The following is a 20,299-nucleotide window of genomic DNA, read 5'->3' as shown; positions in this document are numbered from 1 at the left end:
AGTAGGCATTGACGGGCGCTGGATAGCAAAAGATCTTCCCCGCGGACAACCTCAGTAATTCCCATGAGGTAATCATCAACCACGGTTGCCAGTTCATAGGCGACCAAACCGTCCTTTCGCCAAACTAAAAAGTCGGATAAATCTTTTCCCACAAGGAAAGATTGACCGGCTTTTTTTGCGTCCAAAAATTCCACTTTTTTCCCCGCCTGGGTTAGAAACCTCCAATTTATCATCTCGGGAAATTCGGAGTTTTTAATATCCGTTTTCGAAGAACGAAAACTCTCAGGGTATAAATATTCATTGCCCGTAGTATCCAGTAATCCATGAGCTCGAATATCTTTCCGGCTTTTTTTACAGGGGTAAATTAAACCTAGCTGATACAATTTCTTCATTGCATCGACATAGAATGATGAACGTTTACTTTGCTCGTAAGGTGCAGATGCCCCACCGAGATCTGGACCCTCGTCCCAGTCCAATCCCATGCCCCGCATGTCCTCGATACATGCGCTTGCGTAAGCCGCAGTACAGCGATTGGGGTCAAGGTCATCCATACGAAAAAGCAATTTACCTTCGTTCTCCCGTGCTCGCTCCCAAGCTGTCCGAAAAGTAAGAATATGCCCTTCGTGCAAATAGCCGGAAGGGGTCGGAGCTAATCGTCCGCGGTAAGGTGTGGTCGGTTTGTCCTCGCTCATTAATGTAAACTAAGATTATGATCATTCCTTGAAAGAAAAGAAGAGCAAGAAGAAGCCACGCACCACCATCACTCAAAAATATGAAGTTTAGTGAAATGGGCTTAAGCCCAAAAATTTTACAATCCATCGAGGAGATGGGTTATGAAACACCCACCCCCATTCAGGAAAAAGCGATTAATCCGATTTTGGAAGGACGCGACCTTGTCGGATCCGCCCAAACAGGTACAGGAAAAACCGCGGCATTTGCCCTTCCCTGCCTCCATCGCTTGGGAGAACACGGAGCTTGCCGTGCCCTTGCTCTTGCACCGACCCGCGAACTTGCCATTCAAATTGAAGAAAATTTTAACAAATATGGAAAATTCCTCGATTTACGAATGGCACTCCTTTACGGAGGCGTAAAATACGGAAAACAACTTGAACAGTTAAACAACGAACCCGATGTAATCGTGGCCACTCCTGGACGATTGCTTGATCATTTAAGCCAGGGCAATTTGAGTCTCCAAAAAATCGAAATTCTCATTCTCGATGAAGTTGATCGTATGCTCGATATGGGGTTTATCGAAGATGTTACCCGGATTATTCAAAAGACTCCTCGATCCAGGCAGACCCTTCTTTTTTCCGCGACTATCCCAGATTCGGTGCGTCGCCTTTCTGATTGGGCTTTGAAAAACCCGGCAGAAGCGAAGATAGATATTAAAATATCAGCTGCCGATACAGTCAGTCATGCTTTGTACCCTGTGCCCGCCATCCAAAAATTTGATCTTCTGATCGCCCTGCTCAAACGGATTAAATTCGATAACCTGATTATCTTTTTTCAAACTCGTAGAGGAACGGACAAAATTAGTCAGTGGTTGACCGAACATGGACAAACTGTGTGTGTATTGCACTCGGATTTAAAACAGCGTGACCGCACCAAGGCCTTGGAAGATTTTAAGGCTGGAAATGTAAAGATTTTATGTGCCACCGATGTGGCATCCAGAGGTTTGGATATTTCCAATGTCACCCATGTGATTAATTACGATGTTCCTCAGCACTCAGAGGATTATGTTCACCGGATTGGACGCACCGGACGTGCCCGAACCGAAGGTGAAGCTTTTACCCTTTGCAAACCGGAAGATATTTCGATGATTGATTCCATTGAAAAGTTGTTGGGCAATCCCCTACCCCGTAAGTTTGTGGACGATTTCCCCTACCGTAATGAACCTGAAAGTTTAGCCCCGAGTGCACCGGAGGTTTCGCGCAAGCGCAACCGAGGATTTGGTAAGCAGTTAACTTTTGGCGGACGTCGGAGACGTTAACGTACTCGAATAACCGGGGTGACCGGTTTGAGTATTTGTGCAGTCTTGCGGATAGGCTTGCCCACCACATCCATCGTTACACCAACAACCGCCTTCACTGGAGTGGTTACTGCCTTGGTCGCCAAGCCGATTGGTTTGGTTACCATGCTGGCACAACTGCTAGTGAAGGAGGCCCCGAATAACAGCGTAAAAACCAATAAAACTTCCTTGCTCATGGCATTGACAAGTAGTAATCAGCTAGCCTTCGCAAACAAATTCTCTTCCTCCTTTAATCTTTACCTGATTTTAATCACCTAGAAATTTTCCGCAGATGACAGAAAATTCTTCCTTACTTTTCTTACTCCCCTTAATCGCAGCCCTTATTGGATGGGCAACCAATTACTTGGCGATTAAAATGTTGTTCCATCCGCGTGAACCTAAAAAAATACTTGGGCTTTCCATCCAAGGCGTATTTCCCAAAAGGCAAAATCAAATTGCCGAAAAGCTGGGAACTTTGGTGGCCAACGAATTATTCTCGATGAAAGATATTGGGCAAAGGATCGAAGAATTGTCCACCCAACCAGAAGCAATGGAAGAAGTGGGGAAGAGAATTGAAAAGACAATACGAGGAAAACTTATTTCTGCCTTTCCTATGCTCTCGATGTTTCTAAGTGATGATATGATTGAAAAAGTGACCAACCTATTCAAGGGAGAGCTTGAAGACTTTATGAAAGCATCCGCTAGCGGGCTAGCTCTTAAAATGGAAGAATCCATAGATGTGGAAGCCCTAGTCCGGGAAAAGGTAAGTACCTTTTCATCCGACAAGGTTGAGGAATTACTGATCGGATTTATGGAGCAAGAATTTCGCTTCATCGAAAAAATTGGGGCGGTACTTGGTTTTTTTATCGGATGTGTCCAGGTTGCATTGGTGCTAGCCATCTGACCATAACTTTTTACAAGTTGCCAAAAAAGAAAGAACTTTTCAGTTTTGAGGTTGCATGAATGATCTGAGTCTTGCCCTCACCCAAGTGTGGGAAAACGCCTTCCAATTCTGGACGACTCCATCTGCTCGGATTCAGGCGGCTGTTATCGGACTTTCCATTTTTATCGCCTGGATAAGTAGCCAAAGAGCCAAACCGAAAATCCTTAAATTATTACAAGATCAGACCAGACCGGCATGGATTGAACGAACGATCCGTATCCTTGCACAACTCTTACTTCCTCTCATCCTTCTTCTTTGCACCCTTCTGGCTAGAGGCGTACTCGATCGCTTTGGCTTTGCATCGGTAGATTTGCTCAATCCATTTGTTCATGCCACGACTGCTTGGTTGATCTACCGTTTGGTGGCAGGCTTAACCCATAACCGATTTTGGCTTCGATTGGTCGCGGTATTGGCTTTCGGGATGGCTGCACTACAAAGCTTTGGCCTTCTTGAGCCCACTCTTGATTTTCTAAGTTCTGCATCCTTCGCGATAGGAAAAAGTAAGCTCTCAATACTTGATCTGGTAAACGGAGTTTTTATATTGCTCCTCTTACTATGGATGAGTTCTCTTTTAGGGAGTGCAGGAGAAACCCGTATACGCGAGCTCTCCAACCTCCCCCCATCCCTACAGGTCCTACTCGCCAAGGTTATACGAGTATTCTTGATATTTATCAGTTTTCTCGTGGCTATGTCTACCATCGGGCTCGACCTCTCCTCCTTTGCCCTTCTTGGCGGTGCGATTGGTGTAGGTATTGGATTTGGTCTTCAAAAGGTAGTTTCGAATCTGGTAAGTGGATTAATTCTCTTACTTGACCGCTCGATCAAACCTGGAGATGTGATTGAAATTGACGATACCTATGGTTGGATCAATTCCCTGAGAGCTCGCTATGCTTCAATCATCACTCGAGATGGCAAAGAACATCTAATTCCCAATGAGGACTTAATCACCAATCGCGTGGTCAATTGGTCCTTCAGCGATAAGAATATCCGGGTACGCGTACCAGTTGGCATCTCCTACGACTCCGACCCCCGTCAAGCCATGAAACTTTGCGTGGATGCTGCACTTTCATCCGGGCGTGTGCTCAATGATCCTGAACCCCGTTGCCTTGTTAGGGGTTTTGGAGATAACTCAGTAGACCTTGAATTAAGGTTTTGGATTAATGATCCATCCAATGGAGTTGGAAATGCACGAAGTGAGGTATTGCTCAGCATTTGGGATCGCTTTCAAGAGGCTGGAATCTCCATTCCTTTTCCCCAAAGAGATTTACACTTACGAAGCGTTCCAGAGGGATTTGGTCAAAGCCTTAAAAAGTAAAAGAATATTTCATTTTCGGCGGGTTGTACGGGTTTGCCTAGAGTGCCTTCCAAGCTTGCCAATTAGCAGGGCAATATATTTTATAAATCTTTTCTCATGATACACACTAGCTTCGACCCTTCTTCTTTTATTCAAGTGCTTGCGATGGCTCCCTCAGGAGACCCATCATCGCCCGGAGGTGGATTAATGGGTTTTTTACCCATGATTCTTATTTTCGTAGCCTTCTGGTTTTTATTGATTGCACCACAAAGAAAGAAACAAAAACAGCACGACAAAATGATCCAAGCCCTTGAAAAAGGTGCCAAGGTAAAAACGGTTGGAGGTGTCTTTGGTACGATTACTGGTGTTAAAGACGATCGGTTTGTGGTCAGAATTGCTGAAAACGTAAAGGTTGAAGTCTCCAGAGAGGCAATATCGGCCAAACTCGACTAATCCTTACTTTCTCTTTTCTGCGGAGCTCCCGCATTTTCATACTTACCAGCCTCTAATCGATGAACCGCTCAAATACCTGGAAGCTCTTTTTCACCGCCCTGTTAATGGCGATCAGCATATCTCTAATCCTCCCTTTTGAGGATCGAGTCCTTGGCGAGTATGCCCTCTCCCGAGTGACTTCCGATGCCAATGCATCGAACCATGCAGGACACGAAAAGTTCTCCGAGGTGATTGATAACTTGCGTCTGCAACTACCCGAAGATCAACCAATCGATTATGCCGCCTTACGAGACTACGGAAAACGCAATCGTCTCGATTATGCTGCTTATTTCGAAGCTCCCAGCGGAATTATTGGTACAGTAGGATCAAGGTTGGTTCCCTTTTTAATTAAGCCAGGAATTCGAGCCGGTCATCTCAAGGATCGTGACAAACGCAACGATTTAATTCTCCGTACGCTACTCAAGAACTCTCAGGCTGCGATCAAGCGGGGATTAGACCTGCGTGGTGGTATCGCATTTACCATGGAAGCGAACGACTTAAACATCTCCACAGACTTGGACCAGGCTTCCGGAGCCTCGCCCATGGACAAAGTCGTAGAGATTATGAGTGAACGTCTCAATGCCTTTGGAGTTGCCGAGACTGTGGTACGTAAAAAAGGAGACCGGGCGATTGAAGTGCAAATTCCAGATCTTACCACCAAGCAAGATCCAGGAATCATTAATGAATTGCAAAAACCGGCAAAGCTTGAATTTCGGATCGTTAATACAAACAGCGAGGCACCAGTACCCGTGCAGGAAGGAGAAGAGTGGACAGACGATGAAGGCATTCCATACACTGCTCTTCTACGCAGTGATGCCCAACCCAACGAACGGCCGATTTGGGTTCGTAGGTTGTGGTCTGCAGATGGAGAAATTATTGCTGAGGCTTATCCACGACAGGACCAAATGGGCGGATGGGAAGTCGGCTTGGACTTTACTCCAGAGGGCGGACAGACTTTTGGAGATCTCACGGGCAAAATTGCCGAGACGGCTGATTTGACTACGGGTATCCCTGGTCGTTTAGCCATCGTGCTTGACGGACAACTAGAAAGTGCTCCCACCGTAAAGGAACGTATTGGGGGTGGAAGTGCTGTAATCTCGGGGAACTTTAGCTTTCGTGAGGCTAAAATGCTTTCAGACATTCTTAACAATCCACTAAAAGTATCCCTCACCATTGGCGAGCAATATGAAGTCTCCCCCACATTGGCTGCCGGGGCTTTATCCAGTAGCTTAAATGCATGTTTGCTTGGAGCCGTCCTCGTAGTTGCTTTTATGATTGTATGGTACAAAGCGGGTGGAATGGTTGCCATTTTCTCGGTTGGGTTAAATGTTCTCCTAGTAATAGCCACTTTGGCTGGTATTTTCCAGGCTACCTTTACTTTACCTGGTATGGCTGCCTTGGTTCTTACCATTGGTATGGCAGTGGATGCCAATATTTTGATCTTTGAACGAATCAGGGAGGAATTAAGGGCGGGCAAGAGTCCGGAAAATGCTCTTGAGGGCGGATACGCCAAAGCTTTCTCAACCATAATTGACGCAAATCTTACGACTCTTATAACTGCAAGTATTTTGATCTGGCTTGGTACTGGACCCGTTAAAGGATTCGGTATCACTCTTGCCATCGGTATTGCAACTTCTGTCTTTTGTGCCCTTTTCGTTAGCCGAATGTTACTTACTTTGCTTGTAAAATCGGGCGTTCGTAACCTCATCAGTTTGCAAAGCATTCAAAAATCTGCACCCAAAGAAGGAATTGATTTTCACCAATACCGCAAGGTCGCCTTTCTCACATCTTGGATCATTGTGGGAATTGGTATTTTTTCGGTATATTCGAAACAAGACACAATTCTTGGAATCGATTTTCGCGGAGGAGAGGAATTAGTTGCTGGATTTTCCGAACCCATTGATGCCGGTACCCTTGACGAATCATTCAAGTCCAATGCAGAGCTCGGAGAAGTTCAACATGTCTATCGTTCTGAAGTGGGTTCGGGCGAAGGGGCAAGCCGTTTAGTATTACAAACCGAAGAAGGAAAATCCCGGAAAGCACTCGCACATTTGCAGGAAAATTTCCCCGAGGTTTCATTGGTCGAAGAAGGACTGAGCAACATTGGAGGATCAGTCAGCGAACAAATTAAGAGCGACGCGATTCTTTCGGTATCAGTCGCCCTGTTTGGTATCCTACTCTATGTTGCTTTGCGGTTTGAAATGGGCTATGCCATTGGAGCGGTTGTGGCAACGGTGCACGATATTTTAATGACCGTTGGGTTATTTGTACTCATAGGTCATTTATCAGATGGGATGCTTTGCTCCGGCCAGTTTACTGCTCCTATGCTTGCATCCATCCTCATGATCGTGGGTTACTCGATTAATGATACAATTGTGGTCTTTGACCGGATCCGGGAAGAATTGGAACTCAACCCGGTGACCAATCTTCGAAAGATCGTAATGATTGCAATCAATCGTGTACTTTCCCGTTCGATCCTTACTAGTTTTACTACCCTTTTGGCTGCTACCTCTTTATGGATTTTTGGAGCCGGAATTATCAATGATTTCGCTTTTGTATTTGTTATCGGAATTTTAACTGGAACTTTTTCATCCATCTTTATTGCCAGTCCAATCTTCTACTTTTGGCACCGAGGAGACCGAAAGCATGTGGAAGAAGGAGAGTTGTTACCCAAGTACGACTGGCAAACCTCTAAATAATTAAGGAATTTATATAAGTTTCTTAATTCCCGCTCGGTTTTGAAACAATGGACCGAGCGTTCTGCGGAACCAAAGTCCGTTGAGCTTCTACAACACAAGTTGGGAATCTCCTCTCTTTTGGCTAATCTTTTGGTTAAGCGTGGTCTGTTAAACCCTGACGCAGTCGAACGTTTCCTCAGGCCCAAGTTAAGGCACCTAGAGGATCCCTTTGCCTTAGCAAATATGGACTTGGCCATTTCTAGAATTTTACAAGCCCGCGAGAAAAAAGAGAAAATCTTACTTATTGGAGATTATGATGTGGATGGGATTACATCTTCTGTAATAACACGCCTGGCATTGGAGTCTTTGGGGTTGGTTGTAGAAAATATAATCCCTAAGCGCTTGAGTGAAGGATATGGACTGACCCAAAAGGCTCTCGAACGAGGCCTGGGTCATGATAATTTTGGATTGGTCATGGCTTTGGACTGCGGAACCAATTCGGCGACTGAAGCAAAATACCTTAAATCTGAAGGAATCGACTTGATTGTTGTTGATCATCATCAACTCAAGGGAGATGAAGCAGCAGAAGCGATTTTGGTCAACCCTCACCTGCAGAAAGATAAAGGAGAACCTTGGCGAAACCTCTGCACCGCAGGACTGTGCTTCAAATTAGTGCATGCACTCTATAAACGGGCTCGTGAATTAAATCTCCCTAATTCTTCTGAACTAACACCTAGAGATTTCCTGCCTCTCTGCGCTATTGGTACATTGGCAGATCTTGTGCCCCTGAAGGATGAAAATCGGATCTTTTCTCGATTTGGAATCAAGCGTTTGTTTATCGATGCCTCACCTGGTTTACTCGCTCTGCTCGCTGAATGCGGCCTGGACGATTCTATTGAACCCGAAACCGAAGACATCACTTACAAACTTGCCCCCCGTATCAATGCTTGTGGAAGGTTAAATAAGCCTGAAACCGCGGTTTCCCTACTTTTAGAAAAAAACAAGAAGGAATGTAAAAGCCTAGCCAGCCAACTTACTCAATTTAACGAAGAAAGGAAGGGGATTGAAGCCAATCTAACCACGGATGCCCTAGCGCAAGCTGAAAAAAATTTCGCAAATGAACCTGCCGTGGTGGTTTGTGGAACTGGAGATGCTTGGCACCCTGGGGTGGTAGGAATCGTGGCCGGAAAACTTGCCAACTCTTTAAACAAGCCCTGCCTGGTCTTAGCTCAGGCTGAAAGCGGAGAATACTGTGGTTCAGGACGAGGTGTACCGGGGGTAAACTTAGTCGAAATTCTCGCATCCTGCCAAGACAAGCTTACGCACTGGGGTGGACATCCCGTTGCTGTAGGACTTGGTTTGAAAGAGGATCAACTTGATGGATTTATTGCGGAATTTTTAAAGGCTTCAAAAAAGAGTAAGTCAACAGACGAACAAACTTCTGACCTAGTTATAGATGCGTGGGTATCGAAAAACGATTTACGCTATGAATTATTGGACGAGATTAATGGCTTAGGCCCTTTTGGGCAGGATAATCGCGAACCCGTACTAGCTATAAAAAGGGTTTCGCTGGAATCCCCCGTCCGAAAAATTGGAAATGGTGAACATTTTCAATTTTCGTTACGCAATGCTAATGGATATATCCGAGGAATTGCTTGGCGAATGGCAGACCGAATACCTAAAGAGAATCAATCTATTGACCTCGCCTTTAAACTAAGAAGAAATTATTGGAACGGACGTAGTTCGATTCAACTAGTATTAGAGGATTGGAAACCAACTGATTAATGAACCGCTATTAAAAAAAACCTGCGAAAGGGAATAACTCTTGCACTCAGGGGTTTATTTTTTCTTCCAAATAAGCAACCGCTTCGTCCTCAGACAGTCTTTCCTGATTTGTGGAATCCCGATCGCGTAAGGTGATTGATCCGTCACCTTCTAAAGTATCAAAGTCTACGGTTAATGCGTAAGGTACACCTGCTTCATCCGCCCGCCGGTAACGGCGACCAATTGCTCCAGACTGATCATACATCACATTCCATTTTCTTTGTAATCGTTGATAAAGAGATTGAGCCTTCTCCACTAATTCCGGTTTGTTTTTAACCAGAGGAAAAACCGATGCCTTAATGGGTGCGACCCTCGGATGAAATTTCATAACGGTTCGTTTTTCCCCACCCACTTCGTCAATTTGATAGGCGGCACACAAAACTGCCAGGAATGTACGGTCTACTCCAAGACTGGGTTCAATCACATTTGGTAGGTAACGTTCTTTTAATCCCTCGTCAAAATACTCCAAGCTCTTGCCTGAGTGTTCCTGGTGCTGAGTGAGATCAAAGTTTCCTCGAGCGGCAATTCCTTCGAGCTCATGTTCACCAAAGGGAAATTTAAAGGTAATATCTGTACAAGCCTGAGCATAATGGGCGAGTTTATTTTGGGGATGAACCTCTTCCCCCAACATATCTGAGGTCAATCCAATCGATTGAAACCATTTCTTTCTAGCATCAATCCATTCGCGATGATAGCGAGGCCAATGCTCATCTCCAGGCGGAATAAAGTATTCAATTTCCATCTGTTCAAATTCGCGCGAACGAAAGATAAAATTTCGAGGGGTAATTTCATTACGAAAGGCCTTACCAATTTGAGCAATGCCAAAAGGAACTTTCACGCGGCCTGTATCCACGATATTTTTAAAATTGGCAAAAATCCCCTGAGCTGTTTCTGGACGCAAGTAACATTTGGAAGAACCATCTCTCAATGCTCCCACATTTGTCTCAAACATCATATTGAATTCGCGTGGAGGAGTGAGAGAACCCGGCTTGCCCGTTGCTGGGGATGGCACGAGTTGTTGCTGCTCAGTTGACAATTCGTCGTAAGGAAGAAGCTTAAGCTCACCTAGGCTTCCTTGTTTAGCTGCTTTTCGCTTGATAGATTCTGCCATTTTAGTTGCATCGTCATGCATGGATTCAGACTCAAGCATAGAAATCCAACCCAAGGAATCTCCGTCCACCAAAACTTCTGCAGCAAAGAGCTGGTCTGCGCGATAACGCATTTTAGACTCCTTACAATCTACCATTGGATCTGTGAATCCGTCCACATGTCCGGAAGCTTGCCATATCCTTGGATTCATGATGATGCTCGAATCGAGCCCCACCATGTCGTCCCGACGACGCACCATGTCTTCCCACCAGGCGTCTTTTATATTCTTACGCAACTCCACACCAAGCGGGCCGTAATCAAAGAAACCATTAAAACCGCCGTAAATTTCAGATGATTGAAATACAAATCCGCGCCTTTTGCAGAGGGAAATGATTTCCTCGATCAAGCTATTTTCATTACTCATTTTTAAAATATAATAACTTAGCCATTAGCCGACTACTGGACAATCTAATAACAAGCCAGTTTTTGATCAAAGTTCATGTTGACTCCGAGTGAGGAAAAATTTTGTATTACTCTAGATGGGAAAATACTTCACGATGCAAAAAAGGCTTCTTCCTCTTTGCTTGCTTGCATTGGTAAGTTTGGCTTCATCTAGTTGTGGATTGAATCCTAAAAAATACTTTTCTAAGAAGGTAAATTTAGCAGGGGTGATAACTCACGAACCTGCTTCCTATACTCCTATCGAAACAGGAACTTTTCGTGTAAGCTCTGATGAGTTGGTGAACCGGAGAGATCACCAGGGTGGAAAAACCACTCTCTTTTGGGGTTTGTTTACTTACACGGATTATTAACTCACGAAATTGCGGGTTTAAACCCGCCACTCCAAGCCTTTCAGGAATTAGAATAATTCCAATTTAGCTTGTGAAGTATCTGAAATGGAATAAGTTTAAGTCCCCGATGCCTTATTCGCTTACATCATCCAGCAAAGATACTTTTAATTCAGCTCTTCGTGAAAAAGGCCTACGCCCGACTAAACAAAGAGCCTGCGTTTACGGAGTAATTCTTGGTAAGCGCGATCATCCAACTGCTGATGATATTTATGACCGAGTTAAGAGGCATTTGCCAGGAACTTCATTTGCTACGGTTTACAACTGCCTCGAGACTTTAGTTGGATGCGGTTTGGTCAGGCAAGTTAACATGGATCGATCCCCCACCCGGTATTGTCCAAATCTTACACCTCACGCTCATTTCAGGTGTACTCAGTCTGGCAAAATTTATGATGTCGAAATCGACAATAATACATTATCTCTCATACAAGCACTTGTACCCGAAGGATTTGAAGCAGAAAACTTGGACCTTTCTTTTTCAGGAACAGGTAAACCTTCAGATAATTAGCGGCTCAAATCTTTTACACCTACCTACCAATTGTGAACTCATTAAAAATCGATAACCTACAAGCCTCAATAGACGACAAAAGCATACTCCGCGGACTATCCCTGGAAATACCCAAAGGCGAAGTCCATGCAATCATGGGCCCGAACGGAAGTGGAAAGAGTACCTTGGCTAAGGTATTGTCTGGTCATCCCGATTACGAAGTAACAGGTGGAACCGCTACCTTAGATGATGACAGCCTGCTTGGGTTGGAGCCTGATGAAATATCAAGGCTTGGATTATTTCTCGCATTTCAATACCCGATGGAAGTTCCAGGTGTAAGTATCGCTAACTTTATAAGAGCTGCTCTAAATGCTCGATTAAAAGAAGGCGAAAAAATAAAGGCTGTTGAATATTACAAAGATTTATACGCTCACATGGATGATTTGGGCATGGACCGCAAATTTACTTCCCGTTCACTTAATGACGGATTTTCGGGCGGTGAAAAGAAACGTTGTGAAATCCTGCAAATGTCGATGTTAAGCCCTAAGTATGCGATTTTGGATGAAACAGACAGCGGTTTGGATATTGACGCATTGCGCGTGGTTTCAGACGGGGTTAACAGGATGCGCAATCCAGAGCGAGGAATCCTCGTAATAACGCATTATCAAAGACTTTTAGATTACATCGTGCCGGATTATGTCCATGTGATGTCAGAAGGAAAAATTGTCCGTACTGGTGGCAAGGAACTTGCCCTTGAATTAGAAGATCGCGGATACGATTGGATCAAGCAAGAAGCCGTCGCTTCCTAACCCCCCTACCCCTTTTTAAATGATTAGTCCTTCCCAACTCGATGTTGACCGCGATAAAGGCGATTTTCACTACGATACCGATTATACCTTCGATGCCGGTATCGGTTTATCTGAAGATGTAGTCCGCTACATTTCAGAGGTTAAAAAAGAGGATCCTTGGATGCTTGATTTCAGATTAAAAGCATTATCCACCTTCGAGAAAAAGCCTATGCCTACTCATTGGGCAACCGATGACCTGAAAAATATTAATTTCGATGTCATCCGTTATTACTTGTCAAAAGGTCAGCAACCAAGCCGGACATGGGACGAGGTACCGGATGATATCAAAAACACTTTTGAGCGCTTGGGTATCCCTGAGCAGGAAAGAAAGTTTCTTGCCGGCGTGGAAGCCCAGTTCGACAGTGAAGCGGCTTACTCGAATATGAAGGAGGACCTAGCAAAAGAAGGGGTTATCTTCGTAGGTTCAACGGAGGGTTTAAAAGAACATCCGGAAATATTCCGCAAATGGTTCGGAAAAGTTATCCCAACCTCAGACAACAAATTTTCAGCTCTAAATAGTGCGGTATTTAGCGGAGGTAGTTTTATTTATATTCCACCGGGAGTTAAACTTGCTCAGCCTCTTCAGGCTTATTTCCGTATTAATGCAGAAAATTTTGGTCAATTTGAACGCACCTTAATCATTGCAGATGAAGGATCTGAAGTAATGTATATGGAAGGTTGCACTGCACCAAAATTCGAAACATCAACCCTTCACAGTGCAGTGGTTGAATTGGTCGCACTAAAGGGAGCTAAAATCCAATATGTAACCGTTCAAAACTGGTCAAACAATGTATTTAATTTGGTTACCAAACGTGCAATCGCCGAGGAAGAGGCTGAGGTAAGATGGATCGATTGTAATATCGGTTCTCGCCTAACAATGAAATATCCTGGAGTTATTTTAAAGGGAAGAAAAGCCCGGGGCGAAGTTGTTTCCATAGCCTTGGCAAATGATGGCCAGCATCAGGACACCGGAGCAAAAATGGTTCATGCAGCGGATGAAACCACCAGTAATGTAGTTTCCAAGTCTATTTCCATTGGTGACGGTCGTTCTTCTTACCGCGGACTGGTGCAAATGCCCGGTCATTTAAAGGGCTGTAAAAATAATACCGAATGCGATGCCCTGTTGATTAACAACAAAAGCCAAACTGACACCTATCCTGCCATTACCGTGCAAGGAGATGCTAATTCAGTCCAGCATGAAGCCAGTGTTTCCAAGGTCAGTGCTGAGCAAATATTTTACATGAAACAACGTGGATTAGGTGAAGCAGAAGCGATGAGTTTGTGCGTAAATGGATTCGTTAATGATCTGATTCGAGAATTCCCGATGGAATACAGTGTGGAACTAAAACGCCTGATTGATCTGGAGATGGAGGGCTCCGTAGGATAATTCGTCGTCATGAGCCAAGAAATTCTTACATCACCGGTTTCCATGCCTCCTTTCTCATTCGATCAACCCCAAACCTTCGAACTCTTTGCTGAAGGCAGATCCTGGGAACCCGGTTGGTTGGCCGATTACCGTAAAGAATGTTGGGAACAATTCTCCAACCTACCTAAAAGGGTTCTCAAAGATGAGAGATGGCGTTTTTCACCTCGCGCTCGTTTTGGACTTACCAAAATCGACGGATTAGCAAACGCAAAAGAATCTCTGCTAATCGAATCTGCCAGCACCGTGGATGGTATATCCTTTGATCTTTTGGATCGGTTGATCCTTGACCAAGCTCATTCAATCTCGCTGCTTCCTAAAATTTCCGGTCCAAATTTAGGGGCTGATGATTACTCCTTGCTAACCGGGGCCTTTGCAGAAACAGGGTTTATACTGCGTGCCCAGGCTTCAGCACGATCAGATGACCCTGTAATCATTGAGCATCGGGAACCAGAGGCAGGCAAAATCGCGTTTCATCACAACCTCATCGAACTGGAGGCTCATGCAGAGGTCACCTTAATTGAAAAATTTACGGCACATCCACGTAATCCGGGTGGTCACATTTCCAATCTTTTAAAAGTACGCCTAGGGGAAGGTGCCCGCCTAAATCGAGTGGTCCTACAAGAATGTTCCCAGAGTTCCTCTCTGGTACAAATGGAAAATTTTATTGTTGGGAAAAATGCCAACTTAAACACAGTTAGTTTACATCTTGGATCCGGCCAATCCCGCATTGAGTCTAAAGGTGTTTTGCAGGGAGAAGGGGCTAATTTTGATTACGGCTCAGTTTACCTTGGTAGGAATGATCAGCTTTTTGACCAACGGACCATTCAGGTACATGAAGCCCCTCACTGCACGAGCAACTTGCTTTGCAAAAATGTTTTGTGCAACCAGTCTAAATCGATCTTTTCAGGATTAATCAAAGTGGAGGAAAAAGCTCAGCATACCGACGCTTATCAAACCAATCGCAACTTGCTTCTCGGATCGGAAGGTAAAGCAGACTCTTTGCCTGGGTTGGAAATTTTAGCAAACGAAGTCAAATGCAGTCATGGTGCCACCACCAGCAGGATTGATCCTCAGGATTTATTCTATCTACAAAGCCGAGGAATTACTTCAGAAAAGTCGGAAAAATTAATTGCCCTTGGATTCCTTAACGAGCCATTGATGGGGATAAACGATAAAAACAGCAGAGAATGGGCTATGCAATGCCTGGAATCTTCTTTTGCGTCCTAGCTATTTAAATATATGAGCCAACAAGAAGTTGAACTTACCCGTGATGTAGTTGCTACTTTAATCCCACACGGTGAGGAATTTACCTTAGGTCGTGGGGAAAAAGTTACCATCACCCACCGGCTCGGTGGAAACTTCACCGTTATGACCCTCCAGGGAATGTACCGGATTGCTGCCCGCGATGCCGATTCCTTGGGCGAAGATCTTAAAGAAGCGTCCAAGCTACCTGATGATGGAAATGCTAAGCCTGCAAGCGTTGAGGAGATTAAAGAAAACCTAAAGACCGTTTTCGATCCTGAAATTCCCGTAAATGTGGTCGACCTCGGCTTAATTTACCGGGTGGAATTAGAGGATACAAAAGACCATGGTCGTGTGGCCTATGTTGATCTGACTCTTACCGCCCCGGGATGTGGTATGGGACCAGTCATTGCAGATGACTGCAAAGGAAAAGTTCTAGAACTTCCAGGCATTGATCATGCAGAGGTGGAAATAGTTTGGGATCCTCCATGGACCCAGGACTTGATTTCCGAGGAAGGTAAAATGGAACTTGGCCTCATTTAAAAGGCATACTCAAACACCTCAAAAGATAATGAAAATTGCTCTTGGTACAGACCATGCTGGATTTAATTATAAAGAAGCTGTCAAAGAACACCTGCAAAAACTAGGCCATGAGGTGCAAGACTTTGGAACTTTTTCCGAAGAATCCGTAGATTACCCGACTTTCGTACGACCAGCTGCAGAATCTGTTGCCGATGGATCTTGTGATCTTGGTGTAGTCTTTGGAGGAAGTGGAAATGGTGAAGCCATGGCGGCAAATAAAGTAAAGGGGGTACGGTGTGCCCTTTGCTGGAGTGAAGAAACCGCCCGTTTGGCTAAAGAACACAACAACGCAAATGTTCTTTCTATTGGCCAAAGACAGATCAGTCAGGAACTTGCATTAAATATTATCGATACCTGGCTAAATGCTGATTTTGAAGGCGATCGACATATACGAAGAATCGAGATGCTCGACAAAAACATATAGTCCGATATACATATTCACTTTCATGAGCGAAGACAAAGAAAAGGAAAAGAAAGCCGCATCGGTCGCTGAGGCTATACAATCAAAGTTCATTGAAGATCGTAAGATCTTTCTATGGGGAGAAGTTAGTGACAAATCCGCCCGGGATATCACCGAGAAACTTCTCCATTTGGAAGCCACTGATCCAGGAAAAGAAATTACCTTTTATATCAATTCTCCTGGGGGCTCAATCACTGCAGGTATGGCCATTTTTGATACTATGCAACTGATCAGCTCACCGATCAAAGTGGTGGTGACTGGTATGGCCGCAAGTATGGGGTCGATATTGCTCTGCGGGGCATCGAAGGGTAGACGCTTCTTATATCCTCACTCGCGAGTCCTCATCCACCAACCCTTGATTACAGGAAGAATGGTGGCGGCAGCTGTGGATATTAATATACAGGCTCAGGAGATGGAGCGTTTACGAGAAGAACTCAACACGATTTTGGCCCGCACTTCAGGACAACCCATGGAAAAAATCCAACAAGATACAGATCGGGATTTTTACCTCAATGCTGAGGAAGCAATTGAATATGGGTTAGCTGACAAGATCGTAGACAAGATCTAATCTTCTCCTTCTTATCATTCTAAGGTATAATTAGGCTTTCCCATTTCTGACATTGGGATCTTATCTGTTTTTATCCACTCCTTGGGCATCATCGGCCCTAAAAGCTTCTTTTTAACTTCTTGTTTAAGGTATTTTAGGTTCACATCTGCCGGGGTGATACATGCGACAACTCTTTGCCCCCATTTTTGATCGGAAACTCCATATACCAAACAATTTTCGATAAGGCCTGTGGAATGTAATATCGTTTCGATCCTAGTTGGATCAACCTTTTCTCCTCCCGTGTTAATTAGACGATCCAAACGTCCCTCTATAATTAAATTTCCTGAAGGATCGATTTTTCCAAAATCTGGGGTTTGCAACCATTCATTTGTTGCGAAAGTACGCTTACCCCGTCTAATACAAAGACTTGAAGATTTAATCAAAACTTGTTGATTCTTCTCTGAAAGCCTAACTTCTGCATGGGGTAAACAAGGGCCCACTCCATTTATTCCAACAAGAAAAGAACTTGATTCGAGCAAGGTTATCATCCCTGCCGTTTCCGATGAACCATAACATGGACAAACGGGCAAATTAAGAGAACGGGAAACATCAACTAAATGTGAATTCATTCCGGCTCCACCAACAAAAATGCCACGGGCTTCGCTCAATGCAGTTATGGCGGTCGGTGATTTCATAAGTTCATGCAACTGTGCTGGAACCAAAGATATTAAATTCCCGGATACTTTTGCTGCAACCTTTGGATTTTCAAGATCCCGATAATCACAGAAATATACTTTTCCACCAGTACTCCAGGCTCTTTCTAATTGCATCCATCCACCCACATGCCAAAGGGGTAAACAACAAATGGAGTTCATCGCCTGATCTCCGATACGCGAAGCTAAACCTCCGACAGCTGATTGCAAAGTTCCATGGTTATGTTCCACAAATTCTGGCTGACCACTGGTACCCCCAGATAAAAAGCGTAACCGTACTCCTTCCCCAGACTCCACATATTGAACTGCTTGGTCTGAAGCAAATTGAACAGAAAAACCCTTTTTCAAAACATCTAATACTCTCTGGGCGTATTTAATCAATTGAAGACCCCGTTTACTGGAGGAAGAAGTCCAATTATCAGGTAAGGTAGCGTAAGGGTTATTCATAGGGCGAAAGTTCTATCCCATAATTCGACGAGTTTATGGTTCGAAACGCAAGGACTGGTAAGAGTGTCAAGATGATGTTCCATGAATTCATATTGGTTTCCACGAAAACAGGAACGTTCCAATCCAGGAGTCATTAAAGAGTGAGAACTCAACCTTAATAAAGCTTCATAACCAAAGGGACTTTCAAAAGCGGTTGAAAAAATAACCCGCTCGAATTGATCGGTTAATAAATTTAAGGTCTTTCCCCAATTAGGGAATAAAAGGGGCTTAATTACCAAATATAGTTGGGAAGGAAGGTTTACTAACTCTTCAAAAGACTTAATCCGGGAAAGTCCCTCATCCAAAGCAATCGGAACTGGGGAATCCTCAGCGAATTTAAATAACCATTCGTCATCAGTGGGCCCAGTTGGTTGTTCAATGAATTGAACTGACTGGTATTGCTGCAAGGCATCTATCCATAACAATAAAACATCTCTGGAAAAACTTTCATTGGGATCTAAACGAACTTGAATATTAGGGGCTAAGGTTTCCAACCAATCCACAATCTCAGGAATTTCATTTTGAGGAAGAGAAAGCCCAACCTTTCGCTTGATCACCCTCGCATCCTCACATCCTGGCATACCCCAAAGCCTGGCGGATGAAGGAAGTTTAATTTGTCTATCCCCATCTTTCCAAATATTTGATGCCAAGGAACTTAATGCTGGCCCGATAATCGAAAATTCATCTATGTGCCCGCCTTCCCTACTCCATTGTTCCGCTTCCGCCTGGGCATCCTTAAGACTGAAATCAAAAAATCCTGGAAGTGCAGAAACTTCACCAAAAGAAGTAAAACCATTCTCATGATCTTGTCGAAGCACCAAACTCACTCGATCTGTCCAAACACCTCGTGCAGTCTTTATGGGACAAACAAAAGATTGCCGGAAAAGCATGTATGTTCTTGGTTTAATCATTAAATATCCTTGAGAATAAAAGCGTATGTATCATTATAAAGCATACTCGATGGACAACGTAAGCACCAATCATGGATAACGAATTATTCCTCGAAGCGGATGAGTTTTTTACCCGTACGCTTCCTAATGGCCTGACTTTTGACGATATTTCATTGGTCACCCGCTATTCAGAAGTTCTACCTGGTCAAGTAAAGCTCGATACTAAACTGTGCGAATCCATCCACCTAAGCCTACCTATCGTTTCTTCCGATATGGATACCGTAACCGAATCGGAAATGGCAATTGGTATGGCCCTTAATGGCGGACTTGGCCTGATTCACTACAACATGACACAGCGCCAGCAAGTCAAAGAGGTCACACGGGTTAAACATCATGTGCATGGCTTAATCCAAGACCCAATTTGCTTCTCAGCAGACAAACTAATCGGAGATGTTCTCAAAACGATTGAGGAAAAAAACTTTCAATTTCGCACTTTTCCCATTGTAAACGAAAATGGAAAGTTACAGGGACTGCTACCTGGCAGGGTAGTCAAAGAACGCTACAAGGATCGAAAAGTAACGGATGGAATGCTTTCCCGAGACAAGGTCTTTACTATTCGTGAAACCGAGGTCGATGACGATCCAATTGCCACCGCCGACAAATTTTTCAGTAAGCACATGGGGATTCATAAACTCTTGGTGGTCGACGAGGAAGACAGAATGTGCGGGCTTTACACGCTTAGTGATATCGAACGGATCATGGACGAATCCAGTGATCACTTAAAACCATCAAGAGATACCAACTTTCGATTACTTTGTGGTGCTGCTGTCTCGGTACCCCGGGATGATGATGGTTCCATTCTCAGAGACTCTTTGGTTGAACATGTAGGAGAAATGGTAGATCAAGGGTTAAACTTGGTTGCGATCTCAACTGCTCATGGACACACCAAAGGGGTGGGCGATGCAATCCGTCTCTTAAGGAATGCATTTCCCGAACTCCCTTTAATGGCAGGTAATGTTACAACTGGAGAAGGTGTAGAGTTTTTAGGCTCGTCTGGTGCTAATGTTATAAAGATTGGACAGGGTCCCGGATCAATTTGCACCACCCGTATTGTGGCCGGTGTTGGAACCCCGCAAATGACCGCACTTTTTGCTGCGTCTAAAGCCAAGAAGCAATCTGGAGTAACCTTGCTAGCCGATGGTGGGATCAATAAATCTGGAGATATTGTCAAAGCCCTAACTCTAGCCGATGGAGTAATTTGTGGTGGTTTACTTGCAGGTTGCAGAGAAGCACCTGGGGGTATCATCGAGATCGAAGGAAAGTATTATAAACAATACCGAGGGATGGGAAGCTTAGAAGCGATGCGCGAAGGATCTGCTGCACGCTACGGTCACAAAACAACTGATCTAAAAGGTAAAAGTACCGCTGAAGGCATCGAAGCT

General features: G+C 44.3%; 19 protein-coding genes. 14 read left to right on the top strand and 5 right to left on the bottom strand.

Going from position 1 to position 20,299, the window contains the following annotated elements; translation table 11 throughout:
• The coding region (locus tag ACKPQ4_RS01350) for a glutamate--tRNA ligase family protein (protein ID WP_407679413.1) at positions 1–692 on the bottom strand (692 nt) is incomplete at its 3' end.
• 80 nt (positions 693–772) lie between these two features.
• Between ACKPQ4_RS01350 and ACKPQ4_RS01345 the strand changes: the two genes are divergently transcribed.
• Positions 773–1,990, top strand: coding sequence for a DEAD/DEAH box helicase (locus tag ACKPQ4_RS01345; protein WP_407679412.1), 1,218 nt, complete (start codon positions 773–775; stop codon positions 1,988–1,990).
• Here the strand turns inward: ACKPQ4_RS01345 and ACKPQ4_RS01340 are convergent.
• The gene (locus ACKPQ4_RS01340; RefSeq protein WP_407679411.1) at positions 1,987–2,205 is read right to left on the bottom strand and encodes a hypothetical protein; all 219 of its coding nucleotides are present in this window, start codon (positions 2,203–2,205) and stop codon (positions 1,987–1,989) included. The two genes, ACKPQ4_RS01345 and ACKPQ4_RS01340, sit on opposite strands and share 4 nt — an antisense overlap.
• A 95-nt stretch (positions 2,206–2,300) precedes the next feature.
• Between ACKPQ4_RS01340 and ACKPQ4_RS01335 the strand changes: the two genes are divergently transcribed.
• The 5 genes from ACKPQ4_RS01335 (at position 2,301) to recJ (ending at position 9,200) form a co-directional block, all read left to right on the top strand.
• On the top strand, positions 2,301–2,912 hold the full coding sequence (locus tag ACKPQ4_RS01335; protein ID WP_407679410.1) for a DUF445 domain-containing protein: 612 nt from the start codon (positions 2,301–2,303) through the stop codon (positions 2,910–2,912).
• A 55-nt stretch (positions 2,913–2,967) separates the two neighbouring features.
• Complete coding sequence (locus tag ACKPQ4_RS01330; RefSeq protein WP_407679409.1) at positions 2,968–4,266, top strand: mechanosensitive ion channel family protein; 1,299 nt, start codon at positions 2,968–2,970, stop codon at positions 4,264–4,266.
• A 96-nt stretch (positions 4,267–4,362) separates the two neighbouring features.
• Positions 4,363–4,698, top strand: coding sequence for a preprotein translocase subunit YajC (gene yajC, locus ACKPQ4_RS01325; protein WP_407679408.1), 336 nt, complete (start codon positions 4,363–4,365; stop codon positions 4,696–4,698).
• Positions 4,699–4,757: 59 nt separating this feature from the next.
• A complete protein-coding gene (secD, locus tag ACKPQ4_RS01320; RefSeq protein WP_407679407.1) occupies positions 4,758–7,436 on the top strand; it encodes a protein translocase subunit SecD in 2,679 nt (892 codons plus the stop codon).
• A 39-nt stretch (positions 7,437–7,475) separates the two neighbouring features.
• Positions 7,476–9,200: a single-stranded-DNA-specific exonuclease RecJ gene (gene recJ / locus ACKPQ4_RS01315; RefSeq protein WP_407679406.1), complete on the top strand. Its 1,725-nt coding sequence runs from the start codon at positions 7,476–7,478 to the stop codon at positions 9,198–9,200.
• Positions 9,201–9,246: 46 nt separating this feature from the next.
• On the opposite strand, the gene ACKPQ4_RS01310 is transcribed toward recJ, so the two are convergent.
• Positions 9,247–10,752 carry a glycine--tRNA ligase gene (locus tag ACKPQ4_RS01310; RefSeq protein WP_407679405.1) on the bottom strand — a complete coding sequence of 502 codons (1,506 nt, stop codon included), beginning with the start codon at positions 10,750–10,752 and terminating at the stop codon, positions 9,247–9,249.
• Between the two features lie 494 nt (positions 10,753–11,246).
• Here ACKPQ4_RS01310 and ACKPQ4_RS01305 point away from each other — a divergent pair, with 494 nt between their 5' ends.
• The 7 genes from ACKPQ4_RS01305 to ACKPQ4_RS01275 are packed head-to-tail and all read left to right on the top strand — an operon-like array spanning position 11,247 to position 16,789.
• Positions 11,247–11,684 carry a Fur family transcriptional regulator gene (locus ACKPQ4_RS01305; protein WP_407679404.1) on the top strand — a complete coding sequence of 146 codons (438 nt, stop codon included), beginning with the start codon at positions 11,247–11,249 and terminating at the stop codon, positions 11,682–11,684.
• A 32-nt stretch (positions 11,685–11,716) separates the two neighbouring features.
• Positions 11,717–12,472, top strand: coding sequence for a Fe-S cluster assembly ATPase SufC (gene sufC / locus ACKPQ4_RS01300; protein WP_407679403.1), 756 nt, complete (start codon positions 11,717–11,719; stop codon positions 12,470–12,472).
• 19 nt (positions 12,473–12,491) lie between these two features.
• Positions 12,492–13,898 (top strand): Fe-S cluster assembly protein SufB, encoded by a 1,407-nt coding sequence (sufB, locus tag ACKPQ4_RS01295; RefSeq protein WP_407679402.1) that lies wholly within the window; start codon positions 12,492–12,494, stop codon positions 13,896–13,898.
• Between the two features lie 9 nt (positions 13,899–13,907).
• On the top strand, positions 13,908–15,164 hold the full coding sequence (gene sufD / locus ACKPQ4_RS01290) for a Fe-S cluster assembly protein SufD (protein ID WP_407679401.1): 1,257 nt from the start codon (positions 13,908–13,910) through the stop codon (positions 15,162–15,164).
• 12 nt (positions 15,165–15,176) lie between these two features.
• The gene (sufT, locus tag ACKPQ4_RS01285) at positions 15,177–15,722 is read left to right on the top strand and encodes a putative Fe-S cluster assembly protein SufT (RefSeq protein ID WP_407679400.1); all 546 of its coding nucleotides are present in this window, start codon (positions 15,177–15,179) and stop codon (positions 15,720–15,722) included.
• Between the two features lie 28 nt (positions 15,723–15,750).
• Complete coding sequence (locus ACKPQ4_RS01280) at positions 15,751–16,185, top strand: ribose-5-phosphate isomerase (protein ID WP_407679399.1); 435 nt, start codon at positions 15,751–15,753, stop codon at positions 16,183–16,185.
• 22 nt (positions 16,186–16,207) lie between these two features.
• Positions 16,208–16,789 carry a ClpP family protease gene (locus tag ACKPQ4_RS01275; RefSeq protein ID WP_407679398.1) on the top strand — a complete coding sequence of 194 codons (582 nt, stop codon included), beginning with the start codon at positions 16,208–16,210 and terminating at the stop codon, positions 16,787–16,789.
• A 14-nt stretch (positions 16,790–16,803) separates the two neighbouring features.
• Here the strand turns inward: ACKPQ4_RS01275 and ACKPQ4_RS01270 are convergent, their stop codons facing one another.
• On the bottom strand, positions 16,804–17,928 hold the full coding sequence (locus tag ACKPQ4_RS01270) for an AMP-binding protein (RefSeq protein WP_407679397.1): 1,125 nt from the start codon (positions 17,926–17,928) through the stop codon (positions 16,804–16,806).
• Positions 17,925–18,878: an enolase C-terminal domain-like protein gene (locus tag ACKPQ4_RS01265; RefSeq protein ID WP_407679396.1), complete on the bottom strand. Its 954-nt coding sequence runs from the start codon at positions 18,876–18,878 to the stop codon at positions 17,925–17,927. The genes ACKPQ4_RS01270 and ACKPQ4_RS01265 overlap by 4 nt, the downstream gene beginning before the upstream one ends.
• A 71-nt stretch (positions 18,879–18,949) precedes the next feature.
• On the opposite strand from ACKPQ4_RS01265, the gene guaB reads away from it, so the two are divergent.
• Positions 18,950–20,299 (top strand): IMP dehydrogenase (gene guaB, locus ACKPQ4_RS01260; protein ID WP_407679395.1); only part of this gene is annotated, 1,350 nt, incomplete at its 3' end.

The organism is Candidatus Chordibacter forsetii (genome assembly GCF_964187505.1).
Classification (GTDB): Bacteria; Verrucomicrobiota; Verrucomicrobiia; order Opitutales; family Seribacteraceae; genus Chordibacter; species Chordibacter forsetii.
The sequence above is the reverse complement of the archived record's forward strand: the minus strand, read 5'-3'. Positions and strand labels throughout refer to the sequence as shown.

Excerpts from the sequence above, each read along its gene's own strand:
- sufT (WP_407679400.1), top strand. The coding sequence starts at position 15,177 with ATGAGCCAACAAGAAGTTGAACTTACCCGTGATGTAGTTGCTACTTTA.
- ACKPQ4_RS01265 (WP_407679396.1), bottom strand. The coding sequence starts at position 18,878 with ATGATTAAACCAAGAACATACATGCTTTTCCGGCAATCTTTTGTTTGT.
- ACKPQ4_RS01280 (WP_407679399.1), top strand. The coding sequence starts at position 15,751 with ATGAAAATTGCTCTTGGTACAGACCATGCTGGATTTAATTATAAAGAA.
- ACKPQ4_RS01330 (WP_407679409.1), top strand. The coding sequence starts at position 2,968 with ATGAATGATCTGAGTCTTGCCCTCACCCAAGTGTGGGAAAACGCCTTC.
- ACKPQ4_RS01270 (WP_407679397.1), bottom strand. The coding sequence starts at position 17,928 with ATGAATAACCCTTACGCTACCTTACCTGATAATTGGACTTCTTCCTCC.
- ACKPQ4_RS01345 (WP_407679412.1), top strand. The coding sequence starts at position 773 with ATGAAGTTTAGTGAAATGGGCTTAAGCCCAAAAATTTTACAATCCATC.
- ACKPQ4_RS01305 (WP_407679404.1), top strand. The coding sequence starts at position 11,247 with ATGCCTTATTCGCTTACATCATCCAGCAAAGATACTTTTAATTCAGCT.
- ACKPQ4_RS01340 (WP_407679411.1), bottom strand. The coding sequence starts at position 2,205 with ATGAGCAAGGAAGTTTTATTGGTTTTTACGCTGTTATTCGGGGCCTCC.
- ACKPQ4_RS01335 (WP_407679410.1), top strand. The coding sequence starts at position 2,301 with ATGACAGAAAATTCTTCCTTACTTTTCTTACTCCCCTTAATCGCAGCC.
- sufB (WP_407679402.1), top strand. The coding sequence starts at position 12,492 with ATGATTAGTCCTTCCCAACTCGATGTTGACCGCGATAAAGGCGATTTT.
- sufD (WP_407679401.1), top strand. The coding sequence starts at position 13,908 with ATGAGCCAAGAAATTCTTACATCACCGGTTTCCATGCCTCCTTTCTCA.
- secD (WP_407679407.1), top strand. The coding sequence starts at position 4,758 with ATGAACCGCTCAAATACCTGGAAGCTCTTTTTCACCGCCCTGTTAATG.
- ACKPQ4_RS01275 (WP_407679398.1), top strand. The coding sequence starts at position 16,208 with ATGAGCGAAGACAAAGAAAAGGAAAAGAAAGCCGCATCGGTCGCTGAG.
- ACKPQ4_RS01310 (WP_407679405.1), bottom strand. The coding sequence starts at position 10,752 with ATGAGTAATGAAAATAGCTTGATCGAGGAAATCATTTCCCTCTGCAAA.
- yajC (WP_407679408.1), top strand. The coding sequence starts at position 4,363 with ATGATACACACTAGCTTCGACCCTTCTTCTTTTATTCAAGTGCTTGCG.